Source organism: Ferrovum myxofaciens (assembly GCF_013181415.1).
Taxonomy (GTDB): domain Bacteria; phylum Pseudomonadota; class Gammaproteobacteria; order Burkholderiales; family Ferrovaceae; genus Ferrovum; species Ferrovum myxofaciens.
Genome location: NZ_CP053676.1, coordinates 981,960 through 998,140, shown reverse-complemented (window position 1 = coordinate 998,140; position 16,181 = coordinate 981,960). Strand labels below are relative to the sequence as shown.

General features: G+C 59.2%; 19 protein-coding genes and 1 other RNA gene. 9 read left to right on the top strand and 11 right to left on the bottom strand.

Annotated elements, in window-relative coordinates; translation table 11 throughout:
- Positions 1-304 precede the first annotated feature (304 nt).
- The 5 genes from HO274_RS04830 (at position 305) to HO274_RS04810 (ending at position 3,756) form a co-directional block, all read left to right on the top strand.
- A complete protein-coding gene (locus HO274_RS04830) occupies positions 305-739 on the top strand; it encodes a c-type cytochrome (RefSeq protein WP_273121843.1) in 435 nt (144 codons plus the stop codon).
- Positions 736-1,212 (top strand): OsmC family protein, encoded by a 477-nt coding sequence (locus HO274_RS04825; protein WP_273121841.1) that lies wholly within the window; start codon positions 736-738, stop codon positions 1,210-1,212. Before HO274_RS04830 ends, HO274_RS04825 begins: the two co-directional genes overlap by 4 nt.
- 62 nt (positions 1,213-1,274) lie before the next feature.
- Positions 1,275-1,505, top strand: a complete 231-nt coding sequence (locus tag HO274_RS04820; RefSeq protein WP_273121839.1) for a hypothetical protein — start codon at positions 1,275-1,277, stop codon at positions 1,503-1,505.
- Positions 1,505-1,903 (top strand): type II toxin-antitoxin system tRNA(fMet)-specific endonuclease VapC, encoded by a 399-nt coding sequence (gene vapC, locus HO274_RS04815; RefSeq protein ID WP_420537391.1) that lies wholly within the window; start codon positions 1,505-1,507, stop codon positions 1,901-1,903. The genes HO274_RS04820 and vapC overlap by 1 nt, the downstream gene beginning before the upstream one ends.
- 44 nt (positions 1,904-1,947) lie before the next feature.
- Complete coding sequence (locus HO274_RS04810; protein WP_273121835.1) at positions 1,948-3,756, top strand: DUF748 domain-containing protein; 1,809 nt, start codon at positions 1,948-1,950, stop codon at positions 3,754-3,756.
- Between the two features lie 7 nt (positions 3,757-3,763).
- On the opposite strand, the gene HO274_RS04805 is transcribed toward HO274_RS04810, so the two are convergent.
- Together HO274_RS04805 and HO274_RS04800 are read right to left on the bottom strand one after the other, a co-directional pair.
- Positions 3,764-4,405 (bottom strand): response regulator, encoded by a 642-nt coding sequence (locus HO274_RS04805; protein WP_273121834.1) that lies wholly within the window; start codon positions 4,403-4,405, stop codon positions 3,764-3,766.
- Between the two features lie 78 nt (positions 4,406-4,483).
- The gene (locus HO274_RS04800; RefSeq protein WP_273121832.1) at positions 4,484-5,068 is read right to left on the bottom strand and encodes a chorismate--pyruvate lyase family protein; all 585 of its coding nucleotides are present in this window, start codon (positions 5,066-5,068) and stop codon (positions 4,484-4,486) included.
- Positions 5,069-5,177: 109 nt separating this feature from the next.
- Here HO274_RS04800 and HO274_RS04795 point away from each other — a divergent pair, with 109 nt between their 5' ends.
- The 3 genes from HO274_RS04795 (at position 5,178) to ribA (ending at position 7,482) form a co-directional block, all read left to right on the top strand.
- Positions 5,178-6,164: an NAD(P)H-quinone oxidoreductase gene (locus HO274_RS04795; protein ID WP_031596847.1), complete on the top strand. Its 987-nt coding sequence runs from the start codon at positions 5,178-5,180 to the stop codon at positions 6,162-6,164.
- 7 nt (positions 6,165-6,171) lie between these two features.
- Positions 6,172-6,819 carry a YjbE family putative metal transport protein gene (locus HO274_RS04790; RefSeq protein WP_031596848.1) on the top strand — a complete coding sequence of 216 codons (648 nt, stop codon included), beginning with the start codon at positions 6,172-6,174 and terminating at the stop codon, positions 6,817-6,819.
- Positions 6,820-6,888: 69 nt separating this feature from the next.
- Positions 6,889-7,482, top strand: a complete 594-nt coding sequence (gene ribA, locus HO274_RS04785) for a GTP cyclohydrolase II (protein ID WP_035417296.1) — start codon at positions 6,889-6,891, stop codon at positions 7,480-7,482.
- Between the two features lie 2 nt (positions 7,483-7,484).
- On the opposite strand, the gene ispF is transcribed toward ribA, so the two are convergent.
- Together ispF and ispD are read right to left on the bottom strand one after the other, a co-directional pair.
- On the bottom strand, positions 7,485-7,958 hold the full coding sequence (ispF, locus tag HO274_RS04780; protein ID WP_273121830.1) for a 2-C-methyl-D-erythritol 2,4-cyclodiphosphate synthase: 474 nt from the start codon (positions 7,956-7,958) through the stop codon (positions 7,485-7,487).
- Positions 7,936-8,637: a 2-C-methyl-D-erythritol 4-phosphate cytidylyltransferase gene (ispD, locus tag HO274_RS04775; protein ID WP_273121828.1), complete on the bottom strand. Its 702-nt coding sequence runs from the start codon at positions 8,635-8,637 to the stop codon at positions 7,936-7,938. Before ispD ends, ispF begins: the two co-directional genes overlap by 23 nt.
- A gap of 29 nt (positions 8,638-8,666) precedes the next feature.
- Here ispD and mltF point away from each other — a divergent pair, with 29 nt between their 5' ends.
- Positions 8,667-10,181 carry a membrane-bound lytic murein transglycosylase MltF gene (gene mltF, locus HO274_RS04770; RefSeq protein ID WP_273121826.1) on the top strand — a complete coding sequence of 505 codons (1,515 nt, stop codon included), beginning with the start codon at positions 8,667-8,669 and terminating at the stop codon, positions 10,179-10,181.
- On the opposite strand, the gene serS is transcribed toward mltF, so the two are convergent.
- The 7 genes from serS to HO274_RS04735 all read right to left on the bottom strand — a co-directional run bounded on the left by serS (position 10,148) and on the right by HO274_RS04735 (position 16,159).
- Positions 10,148-11,428, bottom strand: coding sequence for a serine--tRNA ligase (serS, locus tag HO274_RS04765; RefSeq protein ID WP_031596856.1), 1,281 nt, complete (start codon positions 11,426-11,428; stop codon positions 10,148-10,150). The genes mltF and serS overlap by 34 nt on opposite strands.
- A gap of 16 nt (positions 11,429-11,444) precedes the next feature.
- A complete protein-coding gene (recR, locus tag HO274_RS04760) occupies positions 11,445-12,047 on the bottom strand; it encodes a recombination mediator RecR (protein ID WP_031596859.1) in 603 nt (200 codons plus the stop codon).
- A gap of 6 nt (positions 12,048-12,053) precedes the next feature.
- Positions 12,054-12,377 (bottom strand): YbaB/EbfC family nucleoid-associated protein, encoded by a 324-nt coding sequence (locus tag HO274_RS04755; RefSeq protein ID WP_031596861.1) that lies wholly within the window; start codon positions 12,375-12,377, stop codon positions 12,054-12,056.
- The gene (dnaX, locus tag HO274_RS04750; protein WP_273121822.1) at positions 12,374-13,966 is read right to left on the bottom strand and encodes a DNA polymerase III subunit gamma/tau; all 1,593 of its coding nucleotides are present in this window, start codon (positions 13,964-13,966) and stop codon (positions 12,374-12,376) included. Before dnaX ends, HO274_RS04755 begins: the two co-directional genes overlap by 4 nt.
- A gap of 1 nt (position 13,967) precedes the next feature.
- Entirely contained in the window at positions 13,968-14,591 is a 624-nt protein-coding gene (locus HO274_RS04745; protein ID WP_273121820.1) for an acyloxyacyl hydrolase, read from the bottom strand.
- 36 nt (positions 14,592-14,627) lie between these two features.
- An RNA gene (gene ffs, locus HO274_RS04740) (signal recognition particle sRNA small type) lies at positions 14,628-14,726 on the bottom strand.
- A gap of 59 nt (positions 14,727-14,785) precedes the next feature.
- A complete protein-coding gene (locus HO274_RS04735; RefSeq protein ID WP_062187734.1) occupies positions 14,786-16,159 on the bottom strand; it encodes a phosphomannomutase/phosphoglucomutase in 1,374 nt (457 codons plus the stop codon).
- Positions 16,160-16,181 lie beyond the last annotated feature (22 nt).

Genomic DNA, 16,181 nt, shown 5'->3' with positions numbered 1-16,181 from the left:
ACCGTTGCTCGGTATGTTCAGTTTGCCTGAAAATTTGATTTATGTCAATAAATTTGTTAAATTTCTCTCCCATCGGGGAGGGCGGCCATCCGGAGTGGCGGAAAATAGTTTGGTAGAGTCCAAAGGCAATGAACGGGGAGGGCCAATACGATGGAAGAGATCGCCGCCAGTCAGTACTATTCGGGTATCATCACTGCATCGAAAATTGTTTGCAACAGGAGTGGCGGACCCCCCTCTGTCAAGACGGAAATACGATGGGTTCAAGGGTAAAAAAATCATTGGTTTCAATTTCGGAGGGAAGATCATGACAGGAAGAACGAACATCAAGGGGTTACTGGGGCTGGTGTTGGGAAGCTGGATGGTGGTGGCCCAGGGGGCGGGACTGGATCCCGAATTGGACAAGGTGGTGCAACAGGGGAAAGATCTGTTCAGTCATGCGACCTTTGATGGGAATGGCGCGTTTTGTGAATCCTGCCATCGCAATGGCGGGGTGGGACCAGGACGTCGTCCCGACGGCCAAGCCATTCCCAGTCTGACCAATGCAGCGGCCATCTTTCCCCGTTACAAGGCGAAGGCGGGGCGGGTGTTTACGTTGCAGGACCAGATTCGGGGCTGTGTGGGCATGGCCCTCCAGGGCAAGGCGCCTGCTTATGGCAGTGACGAATTGACGGCCCTGACCGTGTATGTGACCAGTCTGGCGCAGGGCAAACCTTTGGATATGGGTGGAAAACCCCAGTGAGTCTGACGCATGGCGTGACGCTGACCCAGCAGGAACACTTTTGTTTCGAAATTCAATTCGGTACCGGAGGCCCTGCTTGGCTGGGCGATGAGTCTCCTCCTCTGGGGCAGGGTAAGGGCCCCACGCCGGCGCAATTGTTGGTGGCCGCCGTGTCCAACTGCCTGGCGGATGCCTTGTATTTCGCCCTGCACAAGTTCAATCCGACGGTGGAAGGCGCATTGAAGGTGCAGGGCGGGGCAGAGATCGGGCGCAATCCGGCAGGGCGCTTGCGCGTGCTGGAGATCCAGGTGGCGTTGCACCTGCCGCAGGAAGGGACGAAGTATGCCCATCTTGACCGTATCCTGGGTCAGTTTGAAGAATTTTGTACGGTAGGTCGCAGTGTGGCTCAGGGGATTCCGGTGCGGATGACCGTAGTGGATGCTGCGGGAGTCGTCTTGAATTCGCTCTTGGACAGGCCGACTTGCTCGCGTTGATGATGTTGTCGTCGCCCAATTTTGCTAGAATCCACGTATGGCACATAGGCAAGGAGAATCTCGTGGTTCAACTGCATTGTTATGTTCCTGAAGAACTTGCGCAACAAGCACATCGCAAAGCCACACAATCCGGCCTGAGCCTTTCTCGTTATCTGGCGGAACTGGTCAAACGCGACGCAGGTGCCTGCGCAGATTGGCCTGAAAGTTATTTTGATATCTTCGGAAAATGGGAAGGTGAGCCTCTGGAGCGCATGGCTCTATTGCCCTTGGAGGAGCGGCTGAAAATCAGATGATTTATCTGCTCGACACCAATGTCTGTATCCATCTGCTCAACGAAAAACATCCGATTATCCTGCAACATTTTCGCCAGCATATTCCTGCAGACATTGCGATGTGTAGCGTGGTCAAGGCAGAATTGCTCTATGGCGCAAGGCGAAGTCAACGGGTAGAAGCCAATCTGCAACTACTCAAAGCCTTTTTTGCCCCACTGCAAAGCCTGCCTTTTGATGATGAATGTGCCGAACACTATGGGCAAATTCACGCTGACCTATTGACCCAAGGCAAGCCTATCGGTCCGAACGACACTCTGATTGCCGCCATTGCGCGCGCTCACGATGCCACCCTGATTACCCACAACACAGGTGAATTCTGTCGCGTGGCGGGACTGCGAATGGAAGATTGGGAAGGATGACCGTAGTGGATGCTGCGGGAGTCGTCTTGAAGGCTGTTTGAATCGTGCGCCAGTTGGGGTGGGGGCTGGGGATCCTCTTGGGCAGCTTGCTGGCGGGCTTGCTGACCATGCCTGAGTGGTTGCCTGGGGTGATCCACCGGCAGGCGCAACACTGGGCAGAGGAGACCCATCACCGGTTGGAGATCGGCTCGCTCAAGGTGGAGATTTTTCCTTTTCGGATTCAGGCTCATGGGGTTCGGCTCTACGAAGCCGATGGGCAGACTCTCGTTCTGGGACTTGAGGATCTGGAAACGTCCCTTGACCTGAAGGCACGGATTCGTCCTTTTTCCTCGGAATTGAGAGGAGAAGGAGACTTGTCCGTACAGGGACTTGATCTGGCGCCCTGGATTCCGTCGTGCTCGGTTTCTCCCGGTGCTCTGACCACGCACTTTGCCTTTTGGGGTCCTAACTGGGGCGCATTGCAGAGAAAATTGAGCGGACTTCGCTTATCCGTTCCTCAGATCAAGGGGCGGGTCGCCGGCCTGGAGATCCTCCTGCAAGATGTCCAGTTGAGCGCCCCGAGTGTGCGCTATAACGGGGGGGCGGTGAATTTTGGAGTAATTCACCTGATGGGGCATGATGGGCAGATTCGCCCGGTGGGGGTATCTGAAGCGGCGTTTCCCTCTTTACCGCTGAGCAAACTCGAGGGAACCGTGGAAAAACTGGCCTGGCCTGTTTCCGTGCGGACTCCATTGCCCCTGTGGTTGGCGTTGCAGGTGGGGGCGCAGGGCCGTCTTCAAATTGCCGGTCCCGTGGACCTGAGGGCACAGGGGGCGCACTTGACCGTGCATGCCCAACATCTGGATTTACGACCGGTACAGCCCTGGTTGGCACGCTATGCACAGGTTCGGTTGGAAAGCGGGCAGTTATCCCTGGAGGGGGTGTTGGATGGGTCTTTCTCTTCGCCCCAGGTCTGGCAAGTGCGCTATCGAGGGCAGGCTCAGGCCGATGAGTTGGCGGTACGTGAAGGGCGCCGCGGTCAGTGGCTGTGGCGCAGCAAGACTCTGTTTACACAGGGGGAGGCCACCTTGAATCCCCTGCGTCTGCGCTTGGATCAGGTAGCGCTCAGCGATTTTTATGTCCGGCTCCACCTCTTGCCGGATGCTACCCTGAACTGGGTGAATTTGCTGAATCCCTTGCCCGTCTCTTCTCCCTCGGTGCCAAAATCCGCAGGATCTTCCCCGCCCGAGAGTTCATCGGTGGTTGCGCAGGCGGCGGTGGTGATCCGCAAAGTCACCTTGCAGGGGGGGACGATCCACTATCGGGACGACTATGTGCATCCCCCCTATAAAGCCAATCTCACCCGTCTGGGCGGAAAAATCGAGGGACTGTCCTCGGCGGAAAATACCACGGCCCGTCTGGAATTGCGTGGACGGGTTCATGATGCCCCGTTGTTGATTGAAGGACAGATCAATCCGCTGGCGCAGAATCTGTTTCTGGACATGACGGCTCAGGTGACTGGAATGGATCTGATGCAGTTCAGTCCCTATTCAGGAAAATATGTGGGGTATGACATCGAGCGGGGGAAATTGTCCTTCGATGCGCATTATTCGGTCCGGAACCATGACCTGCAAGCCACCAATCACCTGGTTTTGAATGAACTGACTTTTGGAAAACCGGTGGCCAGTCCCGGAATCACCCACTTTCCCGTGGCGTTGGCGGTTTCCCTGCTGCAGGATCCCCAGGGCAGGATCATGGTGAATCTGCCCATTGCCGGGTCGCTGGATGATCCCCAGTTTTCAGTGGGGGGGGTGCTGGCGCGTACGCTGGTTCAGGTGCTGGAAAAGGCAGTGGAATCGATTTTCGTCCACTGAGGGAGGATCAGGGAACCAGATGGTGCGTGATGGCATAATGGATCAACTCGGCGTTGGTGCGCATTTTCATTTTTTCCAGTAGACGGGCCCGGTAGACGCTCACCGTTTTAGCGCTCAGGATCATGATTTCGGCAATTTCACTCAATTTTTTCCCGGAAGCGATCAGACACAGGGTCTGGTATTCGCGGTGAGACAGGGTCTGATGGGGGAGATCCTGATTTTGATGAGTCAGGTTCTCCGCCAGTTGAACGGCCAGTTCGCTGCTGATGTACTTGCGTCCGGTGGAAACCTGGCGAATCGCAATCACCATCTGGCTCAGGGCATCCTGCTTGTTGATGTACCCGGAGGCACCCGCCTTGAGAGAACGGATGGCGTACTGATCCTCGGGATACATGCTGAGGATCAGGACCGGTAGGTTGGGTTTGAGGTCCTTAATCTTGATCAGTACGTCGATGCCATGTTCGCCGGGCATGCTGATGTCCAGCAAGACGACGCCATAGGCATTGTCCCGAATCAATTGCAGGGCTTCCGCCCCGTTTTGTGCTTCAGCCACCACTTCCATGTCTTCGGTGTCACGGAGGAGTTGGGTGATGCCTTTGCGAATGATGGCGTGATCGTCCACCACCAGAACTTTTATTTTTTCAGACATAAATCCTTGAGGCCGAAAGTTTGATGGGGTATGGGAGTAGCAGATTGAACATCCCAAGTATATAAGAAAACCTTAAGGTTATGCAAAAAAAGACAGTGCCTGGGCAGGGTCGGAACGGTGGGGGGGGAGTGTGAGAAAAATTTCGGTGACCAGCAAGGCGGATCCCTGACGCACATGCAGGGAACGGCGCGCCCAGGGGGGCAAGTCCAGGGGAAACCGGTCCAGTCGTACACGGAGGGGGTGGTTCAGGGAAAGTTTTTGGAAATGTAGGGGGGTACGCCGGATCCGGGCATCGGTAAAGAGGAACTCCCCGAGGGGGCGAGGATCACGGGCATCCAGAGTGGGCCAGGCGCGCGGTAAGTCCCTCAGGGGCAGGATGCTACGGGCAAACACCAAGGGCAACGCCCCGTTGCACAACAGGACTTCACGGCTCCAGACCTGTTGGTGACAGGAAATTTTGAGCAGACGCGCCTCGTCGGGAAAGGGAAAGCGGGTGCCGGTTTCCAGGATTTTGACCTGAAACCGGGGGCAGACGGCTTTGAGGGCGGACGTGAGGGAATCCGGCGTGGTCAGCCAGTTTCGATGGGCCTGGGACAGGTTTGAGCGCAAAGGACGAGCTGTCCATGTATCCCTGGGCCAGACAGGGGAGTTAGGGGGGGTCATGGGCGGATTATCCCACAGACATGCTATGCTCCGCCTGCAGGATGGGCGAGTGACTCGCCCGGAGGATCTCTTCAGGGGGGAAAGGATTATGTGGGATGTACCGGTGAATATGGGGTGTGTGGAAATTTCCAGGGCGGGGGGGCCGGAGGTTCTGGTTTGGAACCATCGTCCCGTGCCGCGCCCGGGATTGGGGGAGGTTTTGATTCGGGTGGAAGCGGCAGGGGTCAATCGCCCGGATTGTTTTCAACGCGCCGGGTTTTATCCCGCGCCGCCCGATGCTTCTGACCTGCCGGGATTGGAAGTGGCCGGGGAAGTGATGGCAGTGGGCGAAGGCGTGACCCTGTGGGAGGAAGGAGACCGGGTCTGTGCCCTGCTGGCCGGTGGAGGGTATGCCGAATATTGTGTGGCGCCGGCCTTGACCTGCCTGCCCTGGCCCCGGGACTTTACCGCAATCATGGCGGCGGCCCTGCCCGAGACTTTCTTTACTGTCTGGAGCAATGTGTTTGAACGAGCCGCGCTCAAACCCGGAGAAACCCTGCTGGTGCAGGGAGGGTCCAGTGGCATCGGGACCACCGCCATTCAGATGGCGCATCACCTGGGACATCGGGTTTTCGTCACGGCGGGGTCTGCCGAAAAATGTGCGGCCTGTGTGGACCTGGGGGCCGAGCGCGCCATCAATTACAAGGAAGAAGATTTCCTTGAGGTGATCCGGGAGGTCACGCAGGGTAGGGGGGTCGATGTCATTCTCGATATGGTGGGGGGAGATTATCTGCCCCGGGAAATCAAGGCGCTGGCAGAGGATGGACGGCTGGTACTGATTGCCTTCCTGCGGGGTTCCAAGGGACAACTGGATTTGGCCGACCTGATGCGCCGCCGTCTGACGGTTACGGGTTCCACCTTGCGTTCCCGTTCCACCGGGTTCAAGGGTGAAATTGCCCGGCAACTTCAGGCACGCATCTGGCCGCTGCTGGACCAGAAGCTCATCCAGCCGGTGATTCACCAGACTTTCCCCCTGCAACACGCATCCCTGGCCCATGAACTGATGGAATCCAGTGCCCATACCGGCAAGATCGTTCTGACCGTGAGACCTTCCTGATCCTCCCATGGACATGACGTTCTGGCTGGCTCTGGGACAGATCATCCTCATCAATCTGATCCTGAGCGGGGATAATGCAGCGGTCATTGCCCTGGCAGCCTGTCGGCTCGAGCCGGCCCAACGCAGCATCGCCCTGTGGTGGGGCAGTCTGGGCGCGGTGGGATTGCGCATTGGGTTGACATTATTGGCCACCTCCCTGTTGGCCTGGCCGGGGATTCAACTGTTGGGTGGCGCGGTGCTTCTGTGGGTGTCCTACGGGTTGGGGGCACCTGAAGCACCTTCGGAGATCGGAGAGTCCCCGGTGCAAGGGCGCTGGCGGGCCATTCGTACCATTCTGGTGGCCGATGTGTTCATGAGTCTGGATAATGTACTTTCCTTGGCGGGCGTGGCGCGCGGCGATCATCTGCTGCTCATTCTGGGCTTGCTCACCAGTTTGCCCCTGGTGGTGATGGGCAGTTCCCTGTTGCTGCGTCTCTTCGAACGATTTCCCTGGGTGGTGGTGCTGGGCGCTGCTCTGCTCGCCCAGGTGGGGGGAGCGATGTTGGCCAGCGATAGTCTCTGGCAGCGGCTGCCCTGGGGACCCTGGCCCCATGCTGCTCTGGTTTTTTCCCTCTTTTGTGCGTTTCTGGTGGGGTTGCTGCGCCTGCGTTCCTGAATGGGGAGCGCAGGGATTTGTTAGAATGCCTCTTTTGATGGGTTTTTCATCAATTTCTGGAGTTTATGGATGTCCTTCGATTCTTCCGCGATGCCTTGGGTGCGGATGCCAACGGTTCATGGCGAATTCAGCGCCCGGGTGTTTTCCGTGCAGGGCGAAGAACATCTGGTGCTCAAACGGGGGGATGTGGCCGGCACACCCGGTGTGCTGGTGCGGATTCACTCCGAATGTCTCACCGGGGATGCCCTGTTCTCCCGTCGTTGTGACTGTGGACCCCAGTTGGCGCGTTCCCTGGAATTGCTGGGGCAGGCCCAGGCCGGGGTGCTCGTGTATCTGCGCGGACAGGAAGGGCGCGGGATCGGGTTACGGGCCAAGTTGGCGGCCTATGCCTTGCAGGATCAGGGATTGGATACGGTGGACGCCAATCTGCATCTGGGCCTTCCCGTGGATGCCCGCAGTTATGAAGGCGTAGTGGAGATATTGACTACCCTGGGGGTGCGCCAACTGCGTTTGTTGACCAATAATCCGGACAAGATTCGCCAGTTGGAACAGCCGCCACTGGAAATCGTGGAACGGGTGGCCTTACAAGTGGCAGTGGACGAAGAACATCGTGCCTACCTGGAAACCAAGCGCCAGCGCCTGGGACATTGGCTCGATCTTTAAAATCAGAGCGGCATGAGCAGGCACACGGCCTGTGCTGCGACGCCTTCGCCCCGTCCGGTAAACCCCAGTTTTTCAGTGGTGGTGGCTTTCAAGTTGATTTGCGGGCGCGGCGTTTCGAGATCGGCGGCCAGATGGTCCAGCATCTGCGCCAGATAGGGTGCCACCCTGGGCGCTTGCAGGATCAGCGTGGCATCCAGATTGCCCAAACGATACCCGCCTTCCTTGACGCGTCGATAAACGTCGCGGAGCAGGACACGACTGTCGGCATTTTTCCAGCCTGGGTCGCTGTCCGGAAAATGATGTCCGATATCGCCCAGTGCCGCGGCACCCAGCAAGGCATCGCAAATGGCATGGAGCAGGACATCTGCATCGGAGTGCCCCTCCAGTCCCCGCTCGAAGGGGATGGTTACGCCGCCCAGGATGAGCGGACGTCCAGGCACCAGAGCGTGTACGTCAAATCCCTGACCGATGCGCATGGCAAACCTCCAGGATGGCTTGGGCCAATATCAGGTCGGCGGGCCAGGTGACCTTCAGATTGGTGATTTCTCCCATGACCAGACGAGGCTCGAGGCCCATGCCCTCCAGTGCGGAAGATTCGTCTGTGGCGGCGGGGTGAGCGCGCAGGGCTTCCAGCAGACTTCCCAGACGAAACATCTGGGGGGTCTGGGCTGCCCACAGTCCGGTACGATCCAGGGTGGTTGCCACGCAGTCGTGATCGTTCTGGCGCTTGAGGGTGTCGCTCAGGGGAATGGCCAACAGTCCGCCCACCGGGTCATCCTGCAGGGTCTGGATCAATCGGTCGAGTGTGGCGCGGGACAGGCAGGGGCGGGCGGCATCATGGACCAGCACCCAGGTGTCCGGCGGATGAAGGGACTGAAGGGATTGGAGGGCATTGAGCACGGTTTGGGCCCGGGTGGGGCCGGCGCAGGCCAGGGGTTGGACCCGCGTGGAAGAGAAGGGCCAAGCCAGACCGAGATCCTCGGGCAGGGCGGAGAGTACGGGATAAATCTTGAAAATGCGCGGGTGTGCATCAAAAATACGGAGTGTATGATGCAGAAGGGGAACCCCATCGAGCAGGGAGAATTGCTTTGGAACCGGACCACCAAACCGGCTTCCCGAACCGCCGGCGGGAATGATAACCACGCAAGGAGACATGATCGATCTTGAATAAAGGACAACACGGAATGGTAACACAAGCCCGGGTGATGACCCTGGGGCAGTGGCTGGGCGCACACCTGTGGCGTCGTCCGGAACGGCTGTTGCTATTGGTTCTGCTGGTGCTGGGTGGGGGTGTGTGGTTGCGCCACAGCGAGCATCCCCCCGATCCGGGCGAACAAACCCTGGAAGAGGCCCCCGTGCTTCCCCCGCTGACGGCCTTGGGCTCCCTGCCCGAGTTGGTGGTGGCAACCCGCCGGGCTCCCGGCAGCTACTGGACCGAGCCAGACGGGCGGACGCTGGGTATCGAGCATGATCTGGCCCTTGGGTTGGGGGCGTTTCTGGGAAAACCGGTGCATTTCCTGGTCCTGGATGATCAGGAGCAAGTCGTGCGCGCACTGCGCACGGGAAAGGCCCATTTTGCCGCCCTGCCCGAAGGGGGGAAGGAATCCACCGCCCAGGGCTTCCTGTTCACCCCTCCTTACTATCACAGCCGTTTTCAGATCGTCTTCAATGCCTCGCGCCAGTCTGCCCCGCACTCCCTGGCTGATCTCGTGAAGGATCCGCTGACTCTGGTTCATAACCCGCAAATGGAGGCCCAATTGCAAAATCTGCGTACCCAGGTGCCTGGGCTGCGCTGGAAATGGGCTCCGCGAGGTATGGGAGAAGAGGATTTGCTGCGCCAGGTTTATGAGGGACAGGTGGAGTATGCCGTGGGGGCCTCGGAGGAAATTGCTCTGGCCCAAAATGATTACCCTGATCTGGCGGTGGCTTTCGGCATTGGGCAGGAAATCCCTCTGGCATGGGCTTTTCCCGTCGGGTCATCCCTGTTGTACGAGGCGGCCCTGCATTTCATGGAAGGATTCCGGAATAGCGGAGGACTGGCCCAGGTGGTGGAACGTTATTATGGATCGGTGGGGGCGTTATCCCATGACGATGCCCTGGAATTTTTACAGAAGCGGGTGATTCGCCTGCCCAATCTAAGTCCGATATTCCGGGCGGCTGAACGTTTGTCGGGACTGGACTGGCGTTTGCTGGCTGCCTTGTCTTTTCAGGAATCGCGCTGGAACAATCAGGCCGTATCCCCCACCGGGGTGCGGGGATTGATGATGCTCACGGCAGATACGGCGGATCATCTGGGCGTGACGGATCGTCTCGACCCGAATCAGGCGGTGCCTGCTGCTGCGCGCTATCTGGCGCAGATCCGCAACGAACTTCCTCTGTCCATCGAGGAACCGGACCGGACCTGGATTGCTTTGGCGACCTACAATGTGGGGCAGGCCCATGTAGAAGATGCACGCCGACTGGCACGGCAAAAGGGACTGGATGACCGGACCTGGAATGCCCTGCGCCAGACCCTGCCGCTGCTGGCGGAACCACGGTATTACGAGAAGGTACGGTATGGGTTTGCACGGGGCGGAGAGCCCGTGCGGTTAGTGGAGAATGTACGGAGTTACTACGACGTTCTCGTGCATACCGAGCCGAATTCCCGCGTTTTTCCTGGGATGAGTCACGGCCCGATCAGATTTTCTCCGCCCATGTAGGGCTGCAGTACCGTCGGGATGCGCACGGCCCCGCTGGCGGTCTGATAGTTCTCCAAAACAGCCACCAGGGCACGTCCCACGGCAACCCCCGAACCATTGAGGGTGTGAACCAGTTCCGTGCGTCCCGCCTCATTGCGAAAACGGGCCTGCATGCGGCGTGCCTGGTAAGCCTCGCAGTTGCTGCAGGAAGAGATTTCGCGGTAGGTTTGTTGCGCCGGCAACCAGACTTCGAGGTCATAGGTCTTGCTGGAACCGGCACCCATGTCGCCGGTACACAGGACGATGACCCGGTAGGGGAGTTCGAGCAGTTGAAGGATGCGCTCGGCGTGGCCCGTCAGTTCTTCGAGGGCCTCATAGGAACGGTCGGGATGAACGATCTGGACCAGTTCCACCTTGTCGAATTGGTGCTGGCGAATCAAACCGCGAACATCCTTGCCATAGGCCCCGGCTTCGGAACGAAAACAGGGCGTATGGGCGGTGAGGCGCAGGGGCAGGTCGGTTTCCTTGAGGATTTCGTCCCGTACCAGATTGGTGAGGGGGACTTCGGCCGTGGGAATCAGATAGTGGGTTTCCTGTTCACCGCGCGGAACCGCAAACAGGTCGGCTTCGAAACGGGGCAACTGGCCGGTGCCGCGCAGCGTTTCAGCATTCACCAGATAGGGGACATAGGCTTCCGTGTAGCCATGGGTCTGGGTATGGGTATCAAGCATGAATTGGGCCAGAGCCCGGTGCAGCCGTGCCAAACCGCCCTTGAGAACCGAGAAACGGGCACCGGACAATTTGCTGGAAGCCTTGAAATCAAGTAACCCCAGGGTTTCGCCAATCTCCACATGGTCGCGTACCGGAAAATCAAAGACGGGGGGGGTGCCCACCTGGCGGAGTTCCACGTTGTCCTGTTCGTCACGGCCCACGGGAACGGATTCGTGGGGGAGGTTGGGCAACATCAAGAGCAGGGTTTCCAGGCGTTTTTGCAGGTCGGCCAGACGGGCTTCCAGTTCGCCCAACTGGCGGTTGACGGCAGCTGCCTGCTCCAGATGAACGGTGGCTTCCTCGCCGCGTGCCTTGCATTGACCGATGAGTTTGGCCAGTTGGTTGCGTTCGGATTGGAGGCTCTGGGTGCGTACCTGTACCTCTTTTCGTTCGCTTTCCAGTGCCTGAAACTGGGCGGGGTCGAAGGGGTAACCGCGCGTCCCCAGCCCTGCGGTGACGCGCTTCAGATCGTTACGCAACCATTGAATGTCCAGCATGAAAGTCTCCTGTAACTCAGTTGAGGGCCTGGCGTCGTTCCCGCAAGGCCTGGGCCAGGGTGCCGCTGTCGATGTATTCCAGTTCTCCACCCACCGGCACACCCCGGGCCAGACGGGACAGACGCAGTCCAAGCGGGCGCAGCAGGGTGGCAATGGCGTGGGCGGTGGCTTCCCCCTCTGCCGTCAGATTGGTGGCCAGGATCACTTCTTCCAGGGCGGAACCCTGAATGCGTGTCACCAGACGGGGTAAGTGAATATCCTGTGATCCAATTCCGTCCAACGGGGAAAGGTGTCCCATGAGCACGAAATAATGGCCCTGATAAGCCAGGGTTTGTTCCATCATCAGGAGATCGGTGGGTGTTTCCACCACGCACAACAGGTGCGGATCGCGGGACTCATCCTGACACAGTTCGCAGATCGGCGTGGTGGAATAATTGTTGCAGTGGCTGCATTGGGTGACCAGGTCCAGGGTATGCACTAGGGCGGCGAGCAATTGCTCGGCGCCGCTACGCTGGCGCTGAAGCAATTGATAGGCCATGCGCTGTGCCGTCCTAGGTCCGACGCCGGGCAATACGCGCAGGGCATCGATGAGCCGGGACAGGGGATGGGCGCGGGACATGGAGGATCAAAAGGGTAGTTTCATGCCTGGAGGCAGGCCCATGCCCCCGGTCAGTCCGGACATATGTTGCTGGGAGACCTCATCGATTTTTCGTTGCAGATCCTTGAGCGCCACCAGCAGCAGGTCTTCCAGCATTTCGCGGTCACCCATCAGGCTTTCCTGGATACTGACTTGGCGGACTTCATGGGTACAGGTGCTGCGAATTTTGAGAGCGCCCGCACCGGCACTGCCTTCCACCTCGATTTGGGCCAAGGTGTCCTGGGCGCGGCGCAGATTATCCTGCACCTTCTGAGCCTGTTTCATCAGGCCGGCAAGGCCACCTTTCATCATGATTTTTCTCCTTGGGGAAGGGGTTTGACGCTGGATTCTACCAGCGTCCCCCCCAGTACGTCACGAACCGCCTGGGTGAAGGGATCCTGAGCCAGAGTCTGAAGGGCTCGCTGGTGGGCCTGGGCCTGGGTTTGAGCTTCCTGTTGGGCGACGCTGGTGCCTTCCTCATCGCCCAACTCGATGGAAAGGCGCAGGTCACAATCCAGAACACTTTCCAGACCGGTTCGCAAATTTTCCTGGTAAGGCAGCAGATGGGCAAATTTACGCGCCAGGCGCAGACGGATCTGATGCTGGGTCATGCCCAACCATTCCACATGGCGGGCCAGTTCATGGGTCATGCCCATCAATTGCAGACGCTCCACCAGGCCGGCCCAGTCATCGATGGCCGGCGGGAGGCGCGCACGCTGCGGGGCTGCGGCAGGCGCAGGCGCCAAATCGGGTACGGTGGGGTGAGCAAAGGGGACGACGGGCGATGGCGCAGGGAGCGGCACGGGCGGTCCGGGTTGAAAGGCCAGGAGACGCAGCAATGCCATGCGAAACCCGGCCCGTTCATCGGGTGCAAAGGGCAAATCGCGGCGTGCCTGCACGGTAATCTGATACAGCAATTGCAGGGTGGAGGCAGGCCAGCGTTCCCGCCAGGCCCCCAGCTCCCGGGCACTGTCCTGCAGGGCCGGCGCTTTGGGAATGGCTTGCAGAAGCGCCAGATCATGAAACAGGACGGCCAGTTCCTGCAAGGCATGGTCGAAGGACAGACTATGTTCGGCCAGGGTGTCGGCGCAGGCGATCAACGTTTCTCCATCGCCCTCGGCCAGTGCGCGCACCAGATCCAGCAGGGCGCTGCGCTCGAGGGTGCCAAGCATGGCCCGGACCGGTTCCTGGCGCACTTCTCCGCCGCCAAAGGCGAGGGCCTGGTCAAGCAGGCTCAGGGCATCGCGCAGGCTGCCCTGAGCGGCAGCAGCCAACAAGGGCAAGGCCGAGGCTTCGAAAGACAACTGTTCCTGTTCGAGCACATGACGCAGACGGTCTGCAATCTGGGCGGGTGGCAAAGGGCGCAGAGAAAACTGCAGACAACGGGAGAGCACCGTGACGGGTACTTTCTGGGGGTCGGTGGTGGCCAGAATGAACTTGACGTGGGGAGGCGGTTCTTCCAGAGTTTTGAGCATGGCATTGAAGGCCGAGCGAGACAACATGTGGACTTCGTCGATGAGGTACACCTTGAAACGGCCCGCCACGGGCAGGTACTGGGTGTTTTCCAGCAACTCGCGCATTTCCTCGACGCGGGTGTTGGTGGCTGCATCCACCTCCAGCAGGTCGGGAAAGCGCCCTTCCTCGATGCCGATGCATGCCGGGCAGTGCCCGCAGGGAACATCGGTGGGGCCCTGTTCGCAGTTCAGGCCCCGTGCCATGAGGCGGGCCAGGGTGGTTTTGCCGACACCACGGGTTCCCGTGAGCAGATATGCCTGATGCAGGCGTCCGCTCCTGAGGGCATGGCGCAGGGCTTGCACGATCGTCTCCTGTCCCACCATGTCGTCGAAGGTGCGCGGACGCCACTTACGCGCCAGAACCTGGGAAGGGACGGGGGTGTTCACCTCAGAACCAGTGGGACACACGCAATTGCAGGAAATCGATGCCGGGGTTGGGGTTCTGTATGCCGGCATTGGACAGGTGTTGAAAGCGCACCATGACGTCCCAGTCATGCTGGGGGCCCAGGGTGACTCCGGCACCGATGTGATCGCCAAACTGAAAGTGGGTGCTCATGTTGTGACCCTCATAGATGTCGTGTTGACTGAGGTAATGTGCGCCGATCCCGCCCTCCAGGAAGGGAATGCAATTGCCCGAGGGGTTGGTGGGCGCGTAGCGAAAAACGGGGGTGATGCCATAGTCGTTGATTTCATGATTGCCGCCCGAGGCGGCATGGGGCGTCCAGTGTCCCACGCCGGCATCCCAATAGCCGCTCAGCGCCCAGGGCCGATCGCTGAACCAACGCTTGCCCCAGGAGCGGGAAAAGGAAATCCGCTCCATTTCCGTATGGTAACCGTAACCGGCTTCCAGCGAGACGGCATCTCGAATGGGCACGGTGGAAACCGGGTCTCCCCAGGAAGAGGGGGAGGTTTGGGCGGAAGGGTCTTGGGCTGCCATTGCGGAAAAAGATACGACCATCGGGAAGCCTGCCGTGATCAACGAAAACAGGCAGCGCGAAAAGAAACGCGTCATCGAAAAACTCGTCGTCAAGGTAAAAAAATGGGATGAGGTGGCGAGCCCGACCCCCGGCACTTGCAGGATGCGGCTGTGGCTGCTTCCTTCCGGACCTGACCCGATTCACCGCTCTGTAATGCGGGGAGACCCGCCAGAGGTCTATGATCCTCCAGAATGCGGAAAAATTCAAGGGGGTGGGCGGGTCTTTTCATTCAGTAGGGAAAAATAGCCTCGGGTTTGATCTTCAGGATCTCGCGTTTGAAGTCCTGCTGGATGCGTGCCAGGGCCGTCGCATCCTCCGCTTCGAAACGCAGGACGATCACCGGAGTGGTATTGCTAGAACGTGCCAGGCCAAAGCCATCGGCATACTCGATGCGAAGTCCGTCCAGGGTGATGCGTTCTTGGGCATCAGGAAAGTCTCCGTTTTCCTGAAGGGTTGCGATGATGAGAAAATTTTCGCCTTCCTGCAAACGAATCTGTAGTTCCGGCGTGGTGACGGCATCGGGCAGGGCATCGAGAACTGCGCCCGGGTCGCTGAATCGGCTCAGGATTTCGAGCAGGCGGGCGCCGGCATACATTCCGTCGTCAAATCCGAACCAGCGTTCCTTAAAGAAGGTATGGCCGCTCATCTCGCCTGCCAGCAACGCGCCGGATTCCTTCATCTTGGCTTTGATCAGGGAATGGCCGGTTTTCCAGAGAAGGGGTTTTCCGCCGAGGGAACGAATCCAGGAAAACAGGTTGCGCGTACATTTCACGTCGAAGATGATTTCGGCCCCCGGATTGCGGGACAGGACATCTTCGGCAAAGAGCATCAACTGGCGGTCAGGGTAAATGATATGCCCTTCCCGCGTGACCACGCCCAGACGGTCTCCGTCGCCGTCAAAGGCCAACCCCAACTCGCCTCGTCCCTGCTTCAGGGCCAGGATGAGGTCCTGCAGATTCTCGGGTTGAGAGGGGTCCGGGTGGTGATTGGGGAAATGGCCGTCGACGTCGCAGAACAGTTCCACCACGGTACAGCCCAGACGCCGGTAAAGTTCGGGACCAAAACGTCCGGGGATTCCGTTCCCACTGTCCACCACGATTTTCATGGGACGGGCCAGTCGCACCGTACTCGTGATCTGCCTCAGGTAGTCTTCGCTGATGTCGAGGGATTCCAATGATCCTGATCCGGACACCAGGCGCTGCTGGCACAGCCGCTCATGGAGGGACAGGATGGTGGGGCCGGACAGGGTCTCTCCGCCCAGCATCATCTTGAGACCATTGTATTCGGGGGGGTTATGGGAGCCGGTGACCATGACTCCGGAACCATGGGTGCGGGTATGAGCCGCGTAGTACAACATGGGGGTGGCAACCATGCCCACATCCACGACCCTCAAGCCCGCGCTTTGCAGTCCTTGAGCCAGTGCATCGCTCAAGGCTGGTCCGGAGAGACGTCCGTCGCGCCCGATGGCCATGCTGGTCAAACCCCGTTCCCGGGCTTCAGAACCAATAGCCTGACCGATGGCAGTAACGCCTGCAACGGTCAGGGTCTGGTCGACCACGCCCCGGATGTCGTAGGCCTTGAATATTTCTTTGGGCGGGCGCATGGCGGGTCCTTGTTGAGGGAAA